Origin of the sequence: Citrobacter sp. MGH104 (assembly GCF_001034485.1) — a bacterium.
Classification (GTDB): Bacteria; Pseudomonadota; Gammaproteobacteria; order Enterobacterales; family Enterobacteriaceae; genus Citrobacter; species Citrobacter freundii.
The window spans coordinates 2,829,054-2,845,398 of the sequence record NZ_KQ089818.1; the positions used below are offsets into that span (position 1 = coordinate 2,829,054).

Consider the following 16,345-nt stretch of genomic DNA (forward strand, 5'->3'; position numbering starts at 1 on the left):
AAAATTTTTTTTAAATAGTAAAAACGATACAATAAACCAATTGTTTAGGTTTTGTTAAGACTGTAATTAGGCTTTTTTATATTGAAATGCACAGAATCAGTAAGGTTAAGTGTGACAGTGGCACCAGGCATAAGACCAGGAATAGTTGTAAATATTAAATATTTGTAAAAATTAGATCTTTTTTCTTATTCGAGAATAAGTAGTTTCCTAAAAAATCTTATCGCACATAGGGTTATGGTGTTAAATTAAATGAAGAGAGGTAACGTTGAGGCGGTGTATCAGATGCAAAAAGCGTTGTCTGCTGGGTAACCCCAGGCGCGTAATCAATTGGTTCAGGCGATAGATGATACGGTGGTAGGGTTGTGTTTGTAACAATGCAATCTTTTTTAAGGAGTTACCTTGTAAAAGTAAGGCAATCATCTCCCAATCGAGCTGATTTATGCGTCTGGAATGAATATAGTCAGGAACCGGCGATAATAAGGCGTGACGCACCTCCGGAAGGCGTAAATTACGTGATAAGATATAAAATGGTCCGGATAGTGAAATAAAGGTAGTCAGGTCTTCATCACGACTGGAAAGCATTATGAAGATCTGGATGTCATTACGCTGCTTAATTAGCTGGCGCAAACGTTCAAGTATATCGAAATAGGGGAGTGTTAAGCTTTCTATGTCAATCACTAACTGGCTAATTACTGGTTCTTGCATGCTGGGTAAGGCCGACTCAACGCTCTGGAAGACCGCCGTACGTGTGCCTGAGAATAAATGTCGACTTAACGCATAGGCCAGGTAGTAGTCTGTTGTAATTATCGCCTGAGATATAGTGTCGTCCGGTAATGTGTATTCGAGTTTTTGCGCCAGATACTCGAGCCGGTCAAATACTTGTGAGGTACAGTGGGGATATTGCCAGGTACAGTTAGTGTTTCGTATGCGGCGATAGCGGTCCCGGCGTTTTGCGCTGTGCATCCTTTTCCATTCCATTTCTGTTGCGGCAGGTCTGGATAAATTGCTGACTATAAACATCCCTGACCCAAATTTTTGCCAGCGTAAAGGTCAATGTCCTTGTGCCGTTGGGTTTCAGTACTTCAACAATCATCAGACTGGCAATTGCGTATCCCATCAGAATAATCTGCCGGAAGTTTTCTGATGTCTTACTCAATGCCCAAAAGATCGTTTTATCCAGTTCAACCTCTCTCTGATATTAGATAAAATATTACCGGGTGTGTCTTTCTGTTACCCCGGAAATAGTATGGCTGGATTATTCTGGCAGTCTGCGGATAGGTACAGTAGGAGTCGATACTTAATCGAGGATGAGATATTTCTCAATAAAAATTAGGCAGAGATACCCCGTCTAATTTTGTAGAAAATTCAGATGGGCGCGGATGTATCTTAAGAATTGCTGATCGTTTTTCACATGCAGCTTTTTCATTATGCCGCGGCGGGTCGCTTTGGCCTGAAGATCGCTTATTGAGAGTAGGTGAGCCGTTTCGGCTAAGGTATATCCGCTGGCGAGAAACATTAAGAACTTGCGTTCGTCGACAGAAAAGTTGCGGGTAGTGCAGTAATGGCAGATAGTTGCAGGCACGTTGTTGCGCAGCGCACGTTTTTGCAGGATGGGGACTAATTTTTTAGTCATTTCCTCAACGTCATCTTCCCGATAGATCAGCGGCAACATGTACAGGCAGGGCCGGAACATCAGCTTATCTTTATCGTTTCTGTTGCAGATGACAACCCGGTGTTGGCGGCGGGTATGGATCGGAATCTGATAGCAATCGGCGCTGAGCCAATCTTCATCCAGGGAGATAAACGCGATGTCAGCGCGATCGATATTCTCGACAGGTAAAAAGCAGATCTCCTGATGCCACTGATTTGCCAGATGGGAGATGATGATTTTCAGTCCATGTTCGAAGTGACTGTTTTCTTCCTTGATGGCGATACTTAACATTAAAGAGTTCCTGAACCACTGGAGGGGTAAGGGAATGTTAAGCAAAATCATAAATATTCTAAATACATGTATCCTTAAATCTGGCGTTTCGTGGGCTGAGTTGTTACCAGGTGATTTCCTGGATACCCTTGAACAAGCAGAAAAAATCAACATTCGTACACTTCGCCAGCAACTGAAATAAAAGGCATTGACTCAGCAGGCGCTGACCGTATAATTCACGCGTTTCATCTGCATGAAGTAATCACTTCGCAATGCGCCCTTAGCTCAGTTGGATAGAGCAACGGCCTTCTAAGCCGTAGGTCGTAGGTTCGAATCCTACAGGGCGTACCATTCAAAGTTAGTCCCTATGCTCAGCTTCAACGCACCGTTACGAGTGGGACGGTTTTTCTGCTTCCAGCCAACGTTCTACCTCATAAAGACTTTGTTGGATCTCCTCTCTGAGTGAAAAATCACCCAACGGCTGCTGTTCAAGTGCTGCACACATCGTACTGGCTGAGTGCATTCCCATGCTGGCGCAGCTGCTTTTGAGCTGATGCGCCAGACGTTTTATCTGCTCGCGCTCATTTAAATCTCGCGCCGTGTCAATTTCATCTAATAAAGGAAGGGTGTGTTGCTTAAAGAGCGCTAACCATTCGTGCACCTTTTGCCATCCCATGACCTGGATATCCCCAGCCAATTGCTGAAAATCTAACCGTTTGTTGTCATTGTCTGATGCAAGCGGGAGAGACTCGTTGGCGTGCAGATAATGCGTAATAAGTCGACTGAGTTCATCCCGTGGAACCGGTTTTTGAATAATGCCGAGAAACAGGGTACTGGTTCTTTGGTTTAGCGTTTCGTCGATGACGTGTGCGCTAAAGCCGATCAGGTTAAGTGCCGGATAGTCGTGGGCTAACTGCTGCGCCAGCGTGATCCCGTCGATATCAGGAAGATCGAAATCAACCAGAGCAGCATTAAAGCTGGCATCTTCCCGCAACAGGCTTAACGCCTCCTCGGCACAGTCGACAGCGGTGACCTGTGCGCCATTGAGAGTGAGCATTTCTGTGCTGATGCGCTGCGTAAGAGGATTATCCTCGATAAGCAATAAGCGTAAGCCCTGTAACGATATGGAGCGTTGTGCGGGTTTAATGACGGGCATCGTGGTTGCCCGCAATGGCAGACGTAGCTGGAAACAACTCCCGACGCCGGGTGTGCTGGTAACGCTTAGCTCTCCCTGCATTGCCTTGGCGAGACTGGCGCTGATGGTGAGTCCGAGCCCGGTTCCTCCGCGTTTACCGCTTACCTGAACGAACGGCTGAAAAATATCGTGCTGACGGGCAGGGTCAATTCCGCATCCCGTATCCTCAACCTCAACATACCAGTCCTGATCTTCACGCCGACTACGCAGGATAATGTGTCCTCGATCGGTAAAGCGTAGTGCGTTGTTTAATAAGTTAGTAATGATTTGCCGGATACGGCGCGGATCGCCACGCAGGGAAGCGGGAACGTCATCGGCAAAATCCGCAACCAGCACGACCGGGCGACCGCTAACGCGGCTGTTCATGAGTTGAAGCGTACTTTCCAGCAAGGGTTTGGGTTCAAAAGGCTCATCGCCTATCGCCACATTCTTTCCACCGGCTTCGATGGCGGAATAGTCGAGGATATCGTTGAGGATGGTCAGCAGAGACTCGCCCGAGTCGGTGATTGCGCGTAGATTTTCCCGATGCTGTGCCAGGGCTGGATTGTCTGAGAGCAACTGCGCAGTGCCGAGGATACCATACAACGGAGTGCGTATTTCATGACTCATGGCGGCAAGAAACGCCGATTTTGCCTGGTTAGCTTTTTCAGCTTCTGCACGGGCCTGCCGGTGTTCAGATACCATAGAATGCAGCTCGGCGGTGCGAGCTTTAACCTGTGCGGCCAGATGTTTGCGATGGTTATTGAGGGCGTGAACGCTACTGCGAAAGGCATCCATCAACCGCCCGATGGTATCCAGCTCGCGAACGCCTGCGGTTTCCGGAAAGGGGGAGTCAATATCCCCCTCAAGTAGACGCTGCAACGCCTGGGTTTGCTGTGCCAGTGGGCGTGTGACTGAGCGATAAACCACACGCCAAAGTATAAGAATCAGCAAACATAATGACACGCCACCTAACAGCAGCAGCAAGTGTTGCCCGCGCTGGCTGGCCTGTTTGAGATGCGCGAGTCCGCTTTGATTGCGTTGGCCGATGATTTCCACCAACTGGCTGACTTCGCTACTGAAACGGGTAAATTGTTCGATATTATTCTGCGATAAGATCTGCAATTGGGTCGTGAAGTCATTATCCTGGCGATACAGGGACAGCAGCTCAATATAACGGCTAATCGTATTGACGGTGTCGGCCACCTGAGTGCGCACCACTGGATCTTCAATACGTATTTGTCGGCGGTGAAGCACTCTGACGGCGGCATTCAACTGGCTTTCCAGCGCAGCCAGGTTATTCTGCGCCTGGTTATTCCCCAGATTCATCACCATTTGCTGCACGCGTAGCGCGCTCAGGCGCAGCTCATTCATCTGGTTATAATATTCCAGATCGATATCGATGAGCCTGTCCAACGCGTGTTCAGCCGCTTGCCCCTGATGACTCTCAATTAAATCATAAATGCTTGCCTGCGTGGCGCCCGCCGAGGTAGCTGCATTGCTGGCCTGGCCGCGCGCCATTTCGGCAACGTCAGCGGTGGCCTCAATAATTTGCTGGCTAAGTTGTTGCTGTTGAGCGCGTAATTTCAGGCGTTCGCCAACCATCTCCCCCTGATGGCTTAACGACTGGGCGATCTCTTTTTCCTGTTGTTCTATGGCCGAAGTATCAAAGCCCTGTTCACGAAGAGTTTTGAGTAATGTGGTTATTTTCAGACTCTGGGCGGTTAGCATTCTCCCCTGAGCCAGCCACATATTTTCATTGTCTGCGGTGGTCAGATTTTGTGCGGAAAACAGTTCCCAGGCACTGGCCTCGCTGAGCTGGCGCGCCATATCCATGGTTGGAATTAGCGCCTGGGTATTGGCCTGCTCAACTTGGCTGACAAAACGCAGGTTATACCAGCCTGTCAGCGTACTGATAAGAGTCAGTGCCGCCATCAGCGCAAAGCCTATCCACAGTCGTTTGGTCAGAGATAAATTCACTGTCTGGTCGCCACAGATTAAAAAGGTTGAGTCCAAAAGAGGAAAGCAACTAGGATAAAGCCTTATCAATGTTGAGGCTATCATGCGCGTATTGGTTTTCCTGCTTATCACACTTTTTCCCGGCTTAAGTCACGCGGCCGGGTCTGCACTGCTGCGCTGGCAGGATACCCGGCAGTCAGTCTCGGTGCCGCAGACGGACGTTACTGCAAGCAAAGTCTGGAAACTGTGCGCGTTGTATCCCAGCCTGAAGGATTCCTACTGGCTTTCAGTGAATTACGGCATGCTTGAGGCGGCAAAAAAATATGGAGTAAGCCTGAAGGTGTTTGAGGCGGGAGGGTATCGTCAGTTCACCACGCAAAAAACACAAATCGCCCAGTGCCAGCAGTGGGGCGCGGATGCCATTTTATTGGGCAGCAGCACAACGATTTTTCCGGATTTGCAGGCGCAGGTTGGTACGTTGCCGGTCATTGAGGTAGTGAATGCGATACACGATCCGACGGTGAAAGCACGGGTCGGAGTTCCATGGTTCCAGATGGGTTACCAGCCAGGCCACTATCTGGTTAAGTGGAGCGCGGGAAAACCGTTAAAGGTCTTATTATTGCCCGGACCTGATGACGCCGGAGGCAGCCGCGAAATGGTGGCAGGATTCCGTCAGGCGATTGCCGGTAGTCAGGTGCACATCGTGGATGTGGCGTTGGGGGATAATGATATTGAAGTTCAGCGCAACCTTTTACAAGAGATGCTTGAACGTCACCCGGATGTCGATGTGGTTGCCGGTACAGCAATTGCTGCGGAGGCAGCGATGGGAGAGAAGCGGAATCAGGGGACGCCGCTAACCGTTGTCTCTTTTTACCTGTCGCATCAGGTTTATCGCGGACTTAAACGCGAAAGAATCATTATGGCTGCCAGCGATCAAATGGTCTGGCAAGGTGAACTGGCGATTCAACAGGCTATCAGAGTATTACAAGGGCAACCGGTGGCGGAAAATATCAGTCCGCCGATCCTGGTGCTCACCCCGAAAAATGCCGACAGCCAGCATGTTCAGCACTCACTTTCTCCTGGCGGGTTCCGTCCGGTTTATCTGTATCAGTACACGTCGGCTGCTAAAAAATAACCTTCGCCGTGCTGCGTCACCAGTAAATCGGCCCGTAGCTTATGGCGCAAACGGCGGATCAATACATCCACGGTGCGTAAGTCTGGATTGTCTACCCGTCGTGCCGAAAGCATACGCAGTAAACGTTCGCGGCTGAGAATTTCCCCCGGATTGGTGACAAAGGCGACCAGCATTTCATACTCGGCGCGGGTGAGTTTGATCGCCTCATCGCCCAGCTCCAGGGTATGCCGGGAGACATTCAGACAGTATCCGGCAAACTGATAGCAGTTATCTTTGGTCTCCGGCTGTGCCTGGCGGGCAAGATCGATACGCCAGAGCAAATTTTTAACCCGAACCACCAGTTCACGTAGCTCCAGCGGCTTAGTGACATAATCATCAGCGCCCATTTCCAGGCCAACGATCCGGTCAATTTGATCGCTACGACCCGTCACCAGAATGATCCCTACCGTTGAGCGTTCGCGCAGGGCACGGGTCAGCATTAAGCCATTTTCGTCCGGGAGGTTGATATCCAACAGAATAAGATCGACAGGATGTTGTGACATGATTTCACGTAGGCCTGTAGCGCTGGCGGTGACCGAGACGTGGTAACCCTCCTGTTCAAAGTATGCCTGTAACCTCGCCTGGGTGACGGGTTCATCTTCAACAATTACAATGTGATGCGACATCCTGATGGCGTGCTCTTTCTGTTCATATCTGTTCACATTGTGCCGTAAGTCATTCATCCTGACCAGTGTTGCTGTTCACATTTGAGAAATAAGATCCTCTGTAACTAAACCATAAAATTACAGGGGCTATTATGCGGAAACTATGGAGGGCGCTGCTCAGACCGAGCGCACGTTGGTCAGTGTTGGCGCTGGTCGTTATCGGGATTGTGGTCGGTATTGCGCTGATCGTCTTGCCGCACGTTGGTATTAAATTAACCAGTTCTACCGAGTTTTGCGTGAGCTGCCACAGTATGCAGCCGGTTTACGAAGAATATAAACAGTCTGCGCATTTTCAGAATGCCTCCGGGGTACGCGCAGAATGTCATGACTGCCACATTCCATCCGATATTCCAGGCATGGTGAAACGTAAGCTGGAGGCCAGCAACGATATTTACCAAACCTTTGTTGCCCACTCTATTGATACTCCAGAAAAATTCGAAGCCAAACGCGCTGAGCTGGCGGAGCGCGAATGGACGCGAATGAAGGAGAACAACTCCGCGACCTGTCGTTCTTGTCATGACTATGATGCGATGGACCACGCTAAACAGCATCCTGAAGCTGCGCGCCAGATGAAGATTGCGGCCAAGGACAACCAATCCTGTATCGACTGCCATAAAGGAATCGCGCACCAGCTTCCCGATATGAGCAGCGGTTTCCGTAAGCAGTTTGACCAGTTACGCGCCAATGCAAACGATGATGGCGAGACGCTCTACTCTCTGGACATCAAACCTATTTATGCCGCCAAAGGTGATAAAGAACCTGCAGGCTCACTGCTGCCCGCTTCTGAAGTGAAAGTGTTAAAGCGTGACGGTGACTGGCTGCAAATTGAAATTGTGGGCTGGACCGAGAGTAATGGGCGTCAGCGCGTGTTGGCGCAACTGCCGGGCAAGCGCATTTTTGTGGCTTCCATTCGTGGCGACATCCAGCAGCACGTGAAGACGCTGGAGCAAACCACCGTTGCGGAAACGAATACACCATGGAGTAAATTGCAGGCCACCGCCTGGATGCAGAAGGGCGATATGGTCAACGACATCAAACCTATCTGGGCTTATGCCGACTCGCTCTATAACGGAACCTGTAACCAATGCCACGGCGCGCCAGAGAAAGAGCACTTTGATGCTAACGGTTGGATTGGCACGTTGAACGGCATGATTGGCTTTACCAGTCTGGATAAACGTGAAGAACGTACCTTACTGAAATATTTGCAGATGAATGCCTCTGACACTACGGATAAGCCGCATGGCGATAAGGGAGAAAGCAATGAAAAATAACGATCTCTTTCAGGCATCTCGCCGACGTTTTCTAATGCAGTTGGGGGGCTTGACCGTAGCTGGTATGTTAGGGCCTTCGCTGCTCACGCCGCGTAGCGCTAACGCCGCAGAAGTCCAGGGCACTGGTGTCAAAGAGGGGATTCTGACCGGTTCTCACTGGGGGGCTATCCGTGCCACCGTGGTTGATGGTCGTTTTATTGAGGCCAAACCGTTTGAGCATGATAAATACCCGTCAAAAATGATCGCCGGACTCCCGGATCACGTACACGGTGGGGCGCGTATTCGCTACCCGATGGTCCGCGTGGACTGGTTGCGTAAGCGCCATCAGAGCGATACCACTCAGCGCGGAGATAACCGTTTTGTACGCGTTTCGTGGGATGAAGCGCTGGACTTCTTCTACCAGGAGCTGGAACGCATTCAGAAGACCTATGGTCCGAGCGCGCTGCTGACTGCCAGCGGCTGGCAATCGACCGGGATGTTCCACAATGCTTCCGGGATGCTGGCACGTGCCATTGCGCTGCATGGCAACAGCGTGAGTACCGGGGGAGACTATTCCACCGGCGCCGCTCAGGTCATTCTGCCGCGCGTGGTAGGGTCAATGGAGGTATATGAACAGCAGACCTCCTGGCCGCTGGTACTAGAAAACAGCAAAACCATTGTGCTGTGGGGTTCCGATCTCATCAAAAACCAGCAGGCGAACTGGTGGTGTCCGGATCATGATGTCTACGAATACTACGAGCAACTGAAGGATAAAGTGGCGCGGGGTGAGATTTCGGTCATCAGCGTTGACCCGGTCGTCACCTCAACGCATGACTATCTGGGCCGCGACAAGGTTAAGCACATCGCCGTGAACCCGCAGGCTGATGTGCCGCTACAGCTGGCGTTGGCACACACGCTGTATACCGAGAAGCTCTACGATAAGCATTTCCTCGATAACTACTGCGTTGGGTTTGAGCAATTTCTGCCTTATCTGCTGGGCGAAAGTGACGGACAGCCTAAAGATGCCCAGTGGGCGGAAAAAATCTGCGGAATTGATGCAGATACGATTCGTGAACTGGCGCGGCAGATGGCGGGCGGCAGAACGCAAATTATTGCCGGCTGGTGCGTGCAGCGTATGCAGCATGGGGAACAGTGGGCGTGGATGATCGTGGTGCTAGCCTCGATGCTCGGACAAATCGGTTTACCCGGCGGCGGCTTTGGCTTTGGCTGGCATTACAACGGTGCGGGCACCCCGGGGCGTAAAGGGATTATCCTGAGCGGTTTTTCTGGCTCCACCACCGTACCTCCTGTGCATGACAGCACCGATTATAAGGGCTACAGCAGTACTATTCCGATCGCGCGTTTTATCGATGCGATTCTGGAGCCGGGCAAAATCATTAACTGGAACGGCAAAACAGTTAAGTTACCGCCGTTGAAGATGTGTGTTTTTGCCGGGACCAACCCTTTCCATCGTCACCAGCAGATTAATCGCATTATTGAGGGATGGCGTAAGCTGGAAACCGTCATCGCCATCGATAATCAGTGGACGTCGACCTGTCGATTCGCCGACATCGTATTGCCGGCGACGACCCAGTTTGAACGTAACGATCTTGACCAATATGGCAACCACTCCAACCGCGGAATTATCGCCATGAAGCAGTTGGTGCAGCCGCAGTTTGAAGCACGTAATGATTTCGATATTTTCCGCGATCTTTGCCGCCGCTTTAACCGTGAAGAAGCGTTCACTGAAGGGCTGGATGAGATGGGCTGGTTGAAGCGCATCTGGCAGGAAGGAAGCCAGCAAGGGAAAGGACGCGGTGTTCATCTTCCGGCCTTCGACGTTTTCTGGAATCAGCAAGAGTACGTTGAATTCGAACATCCGCAGATGTTTGTTCGTCATCAGGCCTTCCGCGAAGATCCCGACCTTGAACCGTTGGGGACGCCAAGCGGTTTGATCGAGATATATTCGAAAACCATTGCCGATATGCAATATGACGATTGCCAGGGGCATCCGATGTGGTTCGAGAAAATCGAACGTTCACACGGTGGGCCAGGGTCGCAACGTTGGCCGCTGCATCTGCAATCCGTCCACCCGGATTTCCGTCTGCATTCACAGCTCTGCGAGTCCGAAGCGTTGCGTAAGCATTACGCGGTAGGTGGCAAAGAGCCGGTGTTTATTAACCCACAGGATGCCAACGCCAGGGGCATTCGCAACGGCGATATAGTTCGTGTATTTAACGCGCGTGGACAAGTGCTGGCCGGGGCGGTTGTCTCCGATCTCTACTCGCCGGGCGTGGCGCGCATCCATGAAGGTGCCTGGTACGACCCTGATAACGGTGGAGAAACCGGAGCGCTGTGTAAATACGGCAATCCGAACGTGTTAACGATAGATATCGGCACGTCTCAGCTGGCGCAGGCAACCAGCGCCCATACTACGCTGGTGGAAATTGAGAAGTATACCGGCAAGGTGGATAACGTGACGGCGTTCAGTGGCCCGATAAAAATGGTGGCGCAGTGTGAATATGTCCCGGCTGAGCAGGTGAAGTCATGATGAAAGACACCTCCCTGACAAAAGAACAAATGGCCTGCGTGTACGCCTGGCTGGCGCAGTTGTTTTCCCGGGAGCGTGACGATGAAAGCCTGGGGCTTTTGCAGTCCAGCGAAATGGCTGAGTGGTTCGCGGTGCTCAAAGGCGAGCCTCTGCTTGAGGCGCAGGTCCTTCTGCTGGAGGCGAAAATTGCCGCGCTCAAGGTGCGGGAAGACGCTACCCTGGAACTGGCGGCTGATTTTTGCAGCCTGTTCCTGATGTCGGATAAACACGCGGCGTTACCCTATGCATCGGCTCATCTTGAAGGAGGGCCAAACTATGGGGTCATTAAACAACTATTATCTGATGCGGGCATGCAGGTAAGCGATACGTTTAGCGAGTCAGCCGATCATCTGGCGATTTTTATCGAACTGCTGAGCCATCTGCATTTTTCCCTGGCAGAGGCAGGACCGCGTCATCAGCAGGTGGATGCGTTGCGCAGAGAAACGCTGGCAGGGCTGTTACGCTGGTTACCGGAGTTCACCACTAAATGCTGTCGGTATGATGACTTTGGTTTTTACGGCGCGCTAAGTCAGCTGTTGCTGGCTTTGGTCAGACTGGATAATCAGCGCTGAGAGCAGCACATCCGGCAGTAATGAATCTGTTGCCTCCGTCGTATTGCTACGTTCACCTTATGTTTTTCACTTCTCTGAAACGATACTGTCTGTGAACGTGTTAAGGGTACTATCGCCGTACCCTTAACAATCCCGGCTCCCGGCGGGAAAATTGTTGCTGCGCAATACTCTCCGCTTATTCCTTCAGGCTACCGGGCCGGGCGCGAGGCAACATCCCTGTAAAACGCGCCCTGAACCCGCATCCCTGTGGGTTCTCCCGGCCTTACGGAAACACGTCGGCAATTTTCAGCCGGACCAGTCCACACTTGACCTCCTGCGCTTTTATTTGAAAATCGCTGAACAGCAAAACAGATTTAACTGGAAATTAGGGCGTTGAAGCGATGACCTCGCTATGGTTGTTCCACTCCCAGTTATTTCCATGGTCTTTCATCTTCGTGAACTGAATGGCATTAGCACATTCGCTCCCGTTTTAACCCTATCACCGTACAACCAGCACCGGACATTTCGCGTGGCGTACCACGGCTGCTGCCGTTGAACCCAGCAGATAAGTGCTAAAACCGGGTTTATGTGAGGCGATGACAATAAGCTCGGCGTCTACTGATTCCGCCAGTTTGAGGATCTGATCCTTTGGCGGGCCGTAAACGACATGAGTTTGACTCCTGCCTGCAGGAATATTGAACTGCTTAATAATCTCTTCGAGTTTTTCGCTGGCCTTGGCCTGCAGACCACTTCTGTCCGGGAATTCGGTAGAGTAGGCCAGCCCCAGCGAGGCATAGAACGGAACGGTAGGAATAACGGCTAAAAAGTGAACCTTCGCGGTTTTGGCATGCGCCTGAACCTGTGGAACAACATGGCGAGTCAAATCGGTTTCAGAGATATCAATGGGCACCAGAATTGAGCGATACATATTCACTACCTCCTGTTTGTTTACCTCTACTCTGAGTGTAGCGAAAGTTGTCTTTGTATAATAAGTGACCAGATCAAGGTTACGTGCATAAATGTGCGTCAATGAAATGTGTGTGTCGCATGTCTGGCCGTATATGTATATGTGAGCAAAATTGTAAGACAGATATCTTCATTAATACGTGTAATCGAAAAACAGAAAAGGGTTCTTTTTTATGTGTTTTCATTATATATTTAATTATATAACGATTGTCACCAAAGGATTAATTTCAGCAGCTTTTAATCGTTATCAAACTTTTATTCTGATGTTTGTGTGATTAATAGTTAATCAAACTTTATGTTTGGTTTAACATTCTAATTTTAAACGAAATTTGATATTTACATTTCGTTCTCATTAATTATGCGAGCCCCTTCAAACTTACCTATTGGCTGATTCTTATTTCTCTCTTCGCTTGATGAATATCAATAAGTAGCTGCTTTAGTATATTTATTGTCTACCTCTAAAAGGGTATTCGTCTGATGGAAATATAAGATGAGAAAAATAAATAAAACTATCATATGGACGATGCTGCTGTGCATTGTTCTTGGTGCAGTTATTGTTTTGGCAGGGCAATGGACATTGCACAAAACCTCGAGCACGGAATTTTGTTTGTCGTGCCATACGATGCAGGCACCTTACGAGGAATATACCGGCTCGGTTCACTTCCAGAATCAGAAAGGCATTCGTGCAGAGTGCGCGGACTGTCATATCCCGGAGGGCGGGCTGGATTATCTGGTGGCTAAGCTGCGGGCCTCAAAAGATGTTTATCACCAGTTCATAACCAAAAAAATCGATACCCCGGAAAAATTTGAAGAACATCGTCTGGAGATGGCGCAAACCGTCTGGGCACAGCTCAAGGCGAGTGATTCTGCGACCTGCCGTAGCTGCCACAGTATGGACGCAATGGATCTTGCTGCACAAAGCGCGGATGCCCAGAAGATGCACAAAATGGGCATCGCGGAAAAGCAAACCTGTATTGATTGCCATAAAGGCGTCGCCCATTTCCCACCTGAAATAAAAATGGATGACAGTGCGCTTAAAGGGCTTGAAGCGCAGTCAGCCTCTACTCCAGCCTCGGCAACTGAGCTTTATGCCGTAAGCAATACCGCGCTTGGCGATCTGGGAACCGTTTACCCGGCAACAAAAATGCAGGTTCTGAAAACAACGGACAACGCACGACTGGTCGAGATTCGCGGTAGCCAGATGCAAGGAAGTGAACAGGTTATTTACTACGCAGCAGGGCAGCGTTTGATTCTTGCCAGCCTGAGTGAAAAAGGTCAGCAGTCGCTGAAGATCCTCTCCGACTGGAAAAAAGATGACTACGGCAATGCGTGGCGAGATGTCGTGCTGCAGGGCGAATGGAGCGGTTCCGCTCTCGCCAGCCGCGAACCCATGTGGGATTACGCACGCAAACTCGACAATGTGTACTGCGCGGGTTGTCATGCGCCAATTCCGGCGAATCATTTCACGCTCAACGCCTGGCCTTCTGTGGCAAAAGGGATGGGTGCTCGTACCAATATCAGTGAAAACGAACTGGATATCCTGAGCCGTTACTTCCAGTACAACGCGAAAGACATGAACAAATAAGCGATAAATCAGGAGAAATCATGAAACTCACAAGACGTGACTTTATCAAGACGGCTGGCGCGGCAACCGGGACAATGGCGATTTCTTCGGTGATCCCAATGCCGGCCTGGGCCGAAGGCCAGAATGGCGGGGCAATCCTGACGGCAGCACGTTGGGGTGCGGTATACGTGGAAGTAAAAGACGGCAAAGTGGTTTCCTCAAAAGGTGCGTTGCCGAAAACGGTGCCGAACTCATTACAGCAAACCGCGCCGGATCAGGTTCATACCAATATCCGCGTTAAGTATCCGATGGTGCGCAAAAGCTATCTGGAAAACCCGGGTAAAGCGGATGGTAAACGTGGTAACGATCCTTTCGTGCGTGTGAGTTGGGAACAAGCGCTGAAGCTCATTCACGAGCAGCATAGCCGGATCCGTAGCAGCTATGGCCCGTCCTCAATATTTGCCGGTTCCTATGGCTGGCGCTCCAGCGGCGTTCTGCATAAGGCGCAAACCCTACTGCAACGCTATATGAGCATGGCCGGTGGCTACGCCGGTCATACCGGAGATTATTCAACCGGGGCCGCGCAGGTGATCATGCCTTACGTTGTGGGATCGGTTGAAGTCTATGAGCAGCAAACCACCTGGCCGATGGTGCTAGAGCACAGTCAGGTCGTGGTGCTGTGGGGGATGAACCCGCTCAATACCCTCAAAATTGCCTGGAGCAGCACGGATGAACAGGGGATTGAATACTTTAATCTGCTGAAAAAATCAGGGAAAAGCGTCATCGCCATCGATCCGATGCGTTCTGAAACCATCGAGTTCTTTGGTGATAATGCGACCTGGATTGCGCCACATATGGGGACCGATGTGGCGATGATGTTAGGGATCGCCCACACGCTGGTGAAGAAAAATCTTCACGACAAAGCCTTCCTGGAAAAATACACCACTGGATATCCGCAGTTTGAAGAGTACCTGCTCGGCAAGAGCGACAAAATTGAGAAAACCGCCGAGTGGGCATCTGGCGTGTGTGGCGTGCCTGCTGAGCAACTGGAAAAGCTGGCGGAAATTTTCTCCAGCAACAAAACCATGCTCATGGCAGGCTGGGGGATTCAGCGTCAGCAATACGGTGAGCAAAAACACTGGATGCTGGTGACTCTGGCGGCGATGCTGGGGCAAATTGGTACCGAAGGCGGTGGTTTCGGGTTCTCTTATCACTATTCTAACGGCGGTAACCCAACACGCACCGGTGGGGTATTGCCAGCAATTTCCGCCAAAATTGAGGGGGGATCATCTGCGGGCAACGACTGGGCGGTTTCCGATGCGGTGACCAGCCTGCCGGTAGCGCGAATTGTCGAGGCGCTGGAAAACCCAGGCGGCAAATATCAGCATAACGGTAAAGAGCAAACCTTCCCGGATATCAAAATGATCTGGTGGGCGGGTGGCGCTAACTTTACCCATCATCAGGATACCAACCGCTTAATCAAAGCCTGGCAGAAGCCTGAACTGGTTGTCATCTCTGAGTGTTACTGGACCGCAGCGGCCAAACACGCCGATATCGTTCTGCCAATCACCACCTCGTTTGAACGTAACGATCTGACCATGACCGGTGATTACAGTAACCAGCATCTGGTGCCTATGAAGCAGGTCATCGCGCCGCAGTTTGAAGCGCGTAGTGATTTTGACGTATTTGCCGATCTGGCTGAGATGCTCAAGCCGGGTGGTAAGGCGGTCTACACCGAAGGCAAAGACGAAATGGCGTGGCTGAAGCAGTTCTATGACGTCGCGCAAAAAGCCGCCCGCGCCCAGCGTGTCGCCATGCCTCAGTTCAACGCGTTCTGGCAGCAGAATAAACTGATCGAAATGCGTGAGAATGAAAAGAATAACAAATATGTGCGCTACGCGGATTTCCGCAGCGATCCGGTGATGAATGCGCTGGGAACGCCGAGCGGCAAGATAGAAATCTACTCGAAAACGATTGAAGGCTATCAGTATAAAGACTGTCCGCCGCATGCGTCCTGGATTGAACCGGATGAATGGAAAGGAACTGCGGATAAAGATCAGCTGCAGCTACTGACGGCGCACCCGGCACATCGTCTGCATAGCCAACTGAACTACGCGTCGCTGCGTAAAGAATACGCGATTGCCAATCGTGAACCGGTGACGATTCATCCGGATGACGCGAAAGCCAGAGGGATTGTCGAGGGCGATCTGGTTCGTGTATGGAATGCTCGTGGACAGGTTCTGGTGGGGGCGCACGTCAGCGACGGTATCAAACCGGGAATCATCTGTATCCATGAAGGCGCATGGCCGGATATTGAAAACGGTATCTGTAAAAATGGCGGTGCGAACGTGCTGACGGCGGATATCCCAACCTCACGGCTGGCGAATGGCTGTGCGGGGAATACCAGCCTTGTATATGCAGAAAAATTCACCGGTGAAGCGCCAAAACTCACCGTCTTTGATGAGCCAGCAATTGTCACCATGTAATGATGATGGCTGATAAACGGGGGCCGTAAGGCTCCCGTTTTTTAT

The 16,345-nt window shown here is 50.8% G+C and carries 11 protein-coding genes and 1 tRNA gene; 7 read left to right on the top strand and 5 right to left on the bottom strand.

What is annotated here, in order from left to right:
- Nucleotides 1-240: 240 nt before the first annotated feature.
- Both fimY and fimW read right to left on the bottom strand, forming a co-directional pair.
- Nucleotides 241-963 carry a fimbria biosynthesis regulator FimY gene (fimY, locus tag SK34_RS13250; RefSeq protein WP_003021904.1) on the bottom strand — a complete coding sequence of 241 codons (723 nt, stop codon included), beginning with the start codon at nucleotides 961-963 and terminating at the stop codon, nucleotides 241-243.
- Nucleotides 964-1,348: 385 nt separating this feature from the next.
- Complete coding sequence (fimW, locus tag SK34_RS13255) at nucleotides 1,349-1,942, bottom strand: fimbria biosynthesis transcriptional regulator FimW (protein ID WP_003021906.1); 594 nt, start codon at nucleotides 1,940-1,942, stop codon at nucleotides 1,349-1,351.
- Nucleotides 1,943-2,195: 253 nt separating this feature from the next.
- Here fimW and SK34_RS13260 point away from each other — a divergent pair.
- A tRNA-Arg gene (locus SK34_RS13260) sits at nucleotides 2,196-2,272 on the top strand.
- A gap of 37 nt (nucleotides 2,273-2,309) precedes the next feature.
- Here the strand turns inward: SK34_RS13260 and torS are convergent.
- Entirely contained in the window at nucleotides 2,310-5,075 is a 2,766-nt protein-coding gene (torS, locus tag SK34_RS13265) for a TMAO reductase system sensor histidine kinase/response regulator TorS (protein ID WP_071684890.1), read from the bottom strand.
- 82 nt (nucleotides 5,076-5,157) lie between these two features.
- Between torS and torT the strand changes: the two genes are divergently transcribed.
- Nucleotides 5,158-6,189 (top strand): TMAO reductase system periplasmic protein TorT, encoded by a 1,032-nt coding sequence (torT, locus tag SK34_RS13270; protein WP_048233219.1) that lies wholly within the window; start codon nucleotides 5,158-5,160, stop codon nucleotides 6,187-6,189.
- Here torT and torR read toward each other — a convergent pair.
- Nucleotides 6,162-6,854 (bottom strand): two-component system response regulator TorR, encoded by a 693-nt coding sequence (gene torR, locus SK34_RS13275; protein WP_032948739.1) that lies wholly within the window; start codon nucleotides 6,852-6,854, stop codon nucleotides 6,162-6,164. The two genes, torT and torR, sit on opposite strands and share 28 nt — an antisense overlap.
- Before the next feature lie 131 nt (nucleotides 6,855-6,985).
- On the opposite strand from torR, the gene torC reads away from it, so the two are divergent.
- From torC to torD, 3 genes are read left to right on the top strand one after another with little or no spacing between them, the layout of a single operon-like run.
- The gene (gene torC, locus SK34_RS13280) at nucleotides 6,986-8,164 is read left to right on the top strand and encodes a pentaheme c-type cytochrome TorC (protein ID WP_003835737.1); all 1,179 of its coding nucleotides are present in this window, start codon (nucleotides 6,986-6,988) and stop codon (nucleotides 8,162-8,164) included.
- A complete protein-coding gene (torA, locus tag SK34_RS13285; RefSeq protein ID WP_048233221.1) occupies nucleotides 8,154-10,694 on the top strand; it encodes a trimethylamine-N-oxide reductase TorA in 2,541 nt (846 codons plus the stop codon). Before torC ends, torA begins: the two co-directional genes overlap by 11 nt.
- Nucleotides 10,691-11,305: a molecular chaperone TorD gene (gene torD / locus SK34_RS13290; protein ID WP_032936924.1), complete on the top strand. Its 615-nt coding sequence runs from the start codon at nucleotides 10,691-10,693 to the stop codon at nucleotides 11,303-11,305. The genes torA and torD overlap by 4 nt, the downstream gene beginning before the upstream one ends.
- 478 nt (nucleotides 11,306-11,783) lie before the next feature.
- On the opposite strand, the gene uspF is transcribed toward torD, so the two are convergent.
- The gene (gene uspF, locus SK34_RS13295) at nucleotides 11,784-12,212 is read right to left on the bottom strand and encodes a universal stress protein UspF (protein ID WP_003835732.1); all 429 of its coding nucleotides are present in this window, start codon (nucleotides 12,210-12,212) and stop codon (nucleotides 11,784-11,786) included.
- A gap of 528 nt (nucleotides 12,213-12,740) precedes the next feature.
- Between uspF and SK34_RS13300 the strand changes: the two genes are divergently transcribed.
- Both SK34_RS13300 and SK34_RS13305 read left to right on the top strand, forming a co-directional pair.
- Complete coding sequence (locus SK34_RS13300; RefSeq protein WP_003835730.1) at nucleotides 12,741-13,835, top strand: NapC/NirT family cytochrome c; 1,095 nt, start codon at nucleotides 12,741-12,743, stop codon at nucleotides 13,833-13,835.
- A 20-nt stretch (nucleotides 13,836-13,855) separates the two neighbouring features.
- A complete protein-coding gene (locus SK34_RS13305) occupies nucleotides 13,856-16,300 on the top strand; it encodes a trimethylamine-N-oxide reductase 2 (RefSeq protein ID WP_003021928.1) in 2,445 nt (814 codons plus the stop codon).
- The last annotated feature ends 45 nt before the right edge of the window (nucleotides 16,301-16,345 follow it).